The 4,252-nt window shown below is 26.7% G+C and carries 5 protein-coding genes; 2 read left to right on the top strand and 3 right to left on the bottom strand.

Features of this window, described 5'->3' with window-relative positions; translation table 11 throughout:
• Positions 1 to 88 precede the first annotated feature (88 nt).
• Together OYV_RS01105 and OYV_RS01100 are read left to right on the top strand one after the other, a co-directional pair.
• Positions 89 to 1,093, top strand: coding sequence for an ABC transporter permease (locus OYV_RS01105; protein ID WP_042067822.1), 1,005 nt, complete (start codon positions 89 to 91; stop codon positions 1,091 to 1,093).
• Complete coding sequence (locus OYV_RS01100) at positions 1,090 to 2,316, top strand: ABC transporter substrate-binding protein (RefSeq protein WP_052360386.1); 1,227 nt, start codon at positions 1,090 to 1,092, stop codon at positions 2,314 to 2,316. Before OYV_RS01105 ends, OYV_RS01100 begins: the two co-directional genes overlap by 4 nt.
• Positions 2,317 to 2,415: 99 nt before the next feature.
• Here OYV_RS01100 and OYV_RS01095 read toward each other — a convergent pair whose 3' ends face one another.
• The 3 genes from OYV_RS01095 to OYV_RS01085 form a co-directional block, all read right to left on the bottom strand.
• Positions 2,416 to 2,937, bottom strand: a complete 522-nt coding sequence (locus OYV_RS01095; RefSeq protein WP_042067820.1) for a hypothetical protein — start codon at positions 2,935 to 2,937, stop codon at positions 2,416 to 2,418.
• 378 nt (positions 2,938 to 3,315) lie between these two features.
• Complete coding sequence (locus tag OYV_RS01090; RefSeq protein ID WP_042067818.1) at positions 3,316 to 3,522, bottom strand: hypothetical protein; 207 nt, start codon at positions 3,520 to 3,522, stop codon at positions 3,316 to 3,318.
• 226 nt (positions 3,523 to 3,748) lie between these two features.
• Positions 3,749 to 3,985: a hypothetical protein gene (locus OYV_RS01085; protein WP_042067816.1), complete on the bottom strand. Its 237-nt coding sequence runs from the start codon at positions 3,983 to 3,985 to the stop codon at positions 3,749 to 3,751.
• Positions 3,986 to 4,252 lie beyond the last annotated feature (267 nt).

The raw sequence follows: 4,252 nt of genomic DNA, 5'->3' as shown, positions 1-4,252 counted from the left end.
CAAGCTTGTGCAATTGCTATTCATCTTTCTTTAACAATGTTTTTGATTTTTCAAATGTTTAAAAAATTAAGTTTAGGAGAAAGCAAAGATGTCAATTAAATTATCTGGGGCAAGATCCCCCCAAACTGCTTCTACCAAAATCCCAAAAAAACCCAAAAAAACCATTACTAACACCTTATATATCATTTTAGTGTTAAGCTTTATTTATATTCCTATTTTATCTTTAATTATTTTTTCTTTTAACAAAAGCGAAGGCAGAATTGCATCTTTAGTTAATTGGAAAGGTTTTAGTTTTCAATGGTATTCTAAACTTTGGACTGACCAAACAGTTAAAACTGCTATCAAAATAACTTTATACATTGCTTGCCTAACTACTTTAATTTCTACTTTTTTAGGTACTTTTGCAGCTATTAGTCTTGCTCAAAGTCTTAACAAAAAATGGCGCAACATTGTTCTTAATGTAAGTAATTTTTCTATTGTTATTCCTGAAATTATTACTGCTTTAGCATTATTTGTTGTCTTTGGTTTTATGGGTTTGGAATCTGGTTTTTGGAAAATGATTTTAGCCCACATATCTTTTTGCACTCCTTTTGTAGTTATTACTGTCTATCCTAAAGTAATAAATCTTGACCCTCATTCTTTAGAAGCATCCTATGATTTAGGAGCAACCCCACTCAAAGCTTTAACCAAAGTAATACTACCTCAACTTAAAGGAGCTATGCTTTTAGGAGCCACTCTTGCTTTTAGTCTTTCTTTTGATGACTTTATGATTTCTTATTTTGTAGGTGGTTCTGAATGCCAAAATATTTCTGCTTATATCTACAGCCTCAAAGGAACTATTAACCCAACTGTAAATGCTTTATCTACTATTTTAATTATTATTGCTAGTTCTAAAATTATCCTTAATTTCATCAAATACAACAACCAAAAACAAAACCAAAGGAAAAATGCCAAAATAGAAGCAGAGGCAAATAACAATGAAAATGAAAGTACAAATGGAGCTACAACAATAACTACAAAAAAAACCACAACCACTAACACAAAAACAAGCGCAAACACAAACACCAATGAAAACGAATTTAATACCAAATGAAAAAGACAATTAAAACTGTAGCAACAACATTGCTTTTCATTTTAACAACAACTTTTGTTATTCTTATTATTCTTAATCTTAAAAACAAAAATATACTTCCCCAACACCAAGAAGAACAAACATTAACATTATTTAATTGGGGCGAATACTTAGAACCTAGCATTATTGAAAAGTTTGAAAAAGAAACTCACATCAAAGTTAAACAAGTTCTTTTTTCTTCTAACGAACTTGCAGTTACCAAAATTAAAAGTAAAAACCAATATGATCTAGCTATTTTAAGTGAATATGCAATTGATCAATTAAGACAAAGCAAAATGTTAGAAACAATAGATGATGGTGAATTAATAAAAGATGATAAACATTATTATGAATTAAAAAAAGACCTCCAAGACAAACTCCCTTCTGAATTTAACAATTACGCCGTTCCTTATTTTTGGGGCAAAGTAGTTATTCTTTATAATAAAAACAAAATAACTCAAGATCAAATTAATGAACTCAAAGATCAAAATAAAGGTTTTAAATATTTAAAAGACACCAATTTAAAAGTAGCTTTATGCAATAACGCTCGCGACGGTTTAATGGTAGGTCTAAAAGCTACTAAAGGAAAAATTGCAAAACCTTCCCCAGATGAATTAAATGAAGCCAAAAAATGGCTCTTAGAACTAAAAGAAAAAAAACCTAACTTAGCTTTTATAAACGACCAATTAATGGACCGAATGAAAAATAAAAATAACGAATACTATGATATAGTTATTGCTTATTCAGGAGATGCTAATTTTTTAAAAGAACAAAATAATAATCTAGATTATTTTTCACCTACAGAAGGAACCAATGTTTGGGTTGATGATTTGGTAATGCCTAAAGGAAGCAAAAAAACCCTAGCTTATAAGTTCATCAATTTTTTAAGACAAAAAGAAAATTACAAAAACAATTTGGCTTTTACTAAATATAATTCTCCTTATGTTGGATTAGAAACTTTTCCAGGAATTCCCCAAATAGAAATCAAAGGTAACGATGAAGTTTACAAATACGACCAAACCACCCAAAAAACCATCAATACTTATTGGAACGACATTATTGCTTTTCCCAGCCAAAAAGATTATTGGCTATTTACCTTAAGTTTTTTCATTTTTTTAGCTATTTTTATCATATATTTCCATCATAAATTCAAAAATAAATTACGTTTAGACCAATTAACCCAAAAAATAAAAACTTTAATATAATTTGTTCTAACCCCAAATATTAATCAATTAATATTAAAAAAACCAACTTTTAAGTTGGTTTTTCCTTTATAAATGAAACAATTAAAACTAATTTGGCATTCAATTAATTATTTTTTTCAATTTTTTTATATAAAGATAAATTGCAATAATAAAAACAGCCAACAACAAAAAAAATAATATATAGGCAAATATTTTTATATTGTAAATGTGTGTGTCATAAGTTTGAGATTGTAAATCACCCACATCAGCTACTTTATTATTGGTGTGGGGCAAATAAACTTTATTTTTTTGAGTATTTTTATCCACTAAAACATTTGTAAGAGGCAATATTGGTTCTACATTACTACTTTTACCCCAAGTATAACGATGTTGCCAATCAACTACTTTATTATTTTCGGTACTTGTTTCTAAATAATGTCTTTGGGATGTTTGTATACCATTTTTATCATAAGTAGCATCCCAAGTATCATAATGTTGCCAATCAACTACTTTATTATTTTTGGTACTTGTTTCTAAATAATGTCTTTTAGAAGTTTGCTTTTGGTTTGCATCATAAGTAGCATCCCAAGTATCATTATTTTTCCAATCCACTAATTTATCTTTTTCAGTACTTACTTGCAAATAATGCCTTTCTAATAATTGATTACCATTTTTATCATAGGTTTTATCCCAAGTATCATGATGTTTGCAATTAACTAATTTATTATTTTCGGTGCTTTGAGCTAAAAAATATCTTTTAGATGTTTGTCTACCATTTTTATCATAAGTAGCATCCCAAGTATCAGGATTTTGCCAATCAACTAATTTATTATTTTCGGTGCTTTGAGCTAAAAAATATCTTTTAGATGTTTGTCTACCATTTTTATCATAAGTAGCATCCCAAACATTATAATGCGTCCAATCAACTACTTTATTATCTTGCGTGCTTTCTAATTTGTAATGTCTTTGTGCTATTTGATTTCCGTTGTTATCATAAATTGCATCATAAGTATCAGGATTTTACCAATCAACTAATTTATTATCTTGCGTGCTTTCTTCTAAATATTTTCTTTTTTCTATAACTCCAGTAGCTAAATTTTCTTTTAATGGATTATTTGCCCAAACTGTAATTATATTTCCTAATAATACAATAAAAATCCATAATGCCAATAACAACAAGTGCGCCTTAGCCAATAAAAAATGCTTGGGTTGTTGTAAATTATTCACTTTGTAAAAAAACTCTTTTCTAATATGGCAATTATAAATAATTCCAACTTGAAAAAATTGCTATTATTTATTTTAATTATACAATTATCTCTTATTTTGTTTTTTATAATTGTAATAGTATTAAATACTATGTAAAATTATTATATCGCAAAATAGATAAAAATATACTTAATTTTTATTAATATTTCTTTGTTGTAATTCTTTATAAATTATTATATATATTATTTTATTGTGGGATAAAACCTAAAGCTGATAAACAAGCTTCTTTTAAGTCTTGAACTTCAATTTGTGTGTGTTTGTTTCTACACATATTAATACAATCATCATTAACAAGTGTTTCGATGGTACGATTAGAACACTTCATAATGTCATTTTCAATTACATCATTAACATTTTGGGTGAGATAATTTAGTGCATCATCAGAAATTGGGTTTTTACAGATATCTTTAACTAAGAATTTCATAAAGTCTTTGCGTGGTTCTTTTTCAAGGGATTTTTGTAGGCAATTACTGAGTTTTTTTCAAAATGTTGTTTCTTTTAAAAAAATCTTTTTCTTATTACCTATATTATAACATTAATAATTTCAATAATTTAAAGTTTTTTTAAGTTTTTATAATTTATAAATAATTTTATTTATTTTTTTACAACAACAAAAGCCGTCCAATAATTAGGACAGCAAAATTAATTAAAAATATTTAATTTAAACTAATTTAATCAAATTAAGAAAAAA

This window comes from 'Chrysanthemum coronarium' phytoplasma, from assembly GCF_000744065.1.
GTDB classification, from domain to species: Bacteria; Bacillota_I; Bacilli_A; order Acholeplasmatales; family Acholeplasmataceae; genus Phytoplasma; species Phytoplasma asteris.
The sequence above is the reverse complement of the archived record's forward strand: the minus strand, read 5'-3'. Positions and strand labels throughout refer to the sequence as shown.

What these genes read in the sequence shown, in the direction of transcription:
- OYV_RS01085 (WP_042067816.1), bottom strand. Translation starts at nt 3,985, where the DNA reads ATGAAATTCTTAGTTAAAGATATCTGTAAAAACCCAATTTCTGATGAT.
- OYV_RS01100 (WP_052360386.1), top strand. Translation starts at nt 1,090, where the DNA reads ATGAAAAAGACAATTAAAACTGTAGCAACAACATTGCTTTTCATTTTA.
- OYV_RS01105 (WP_042067822.1), top strand. Translation starts at nt 89, where the DNA reads ATGTCAATTAAATTATCTGGGGCAAGATCCCCCCAAACTGCTTCTACC.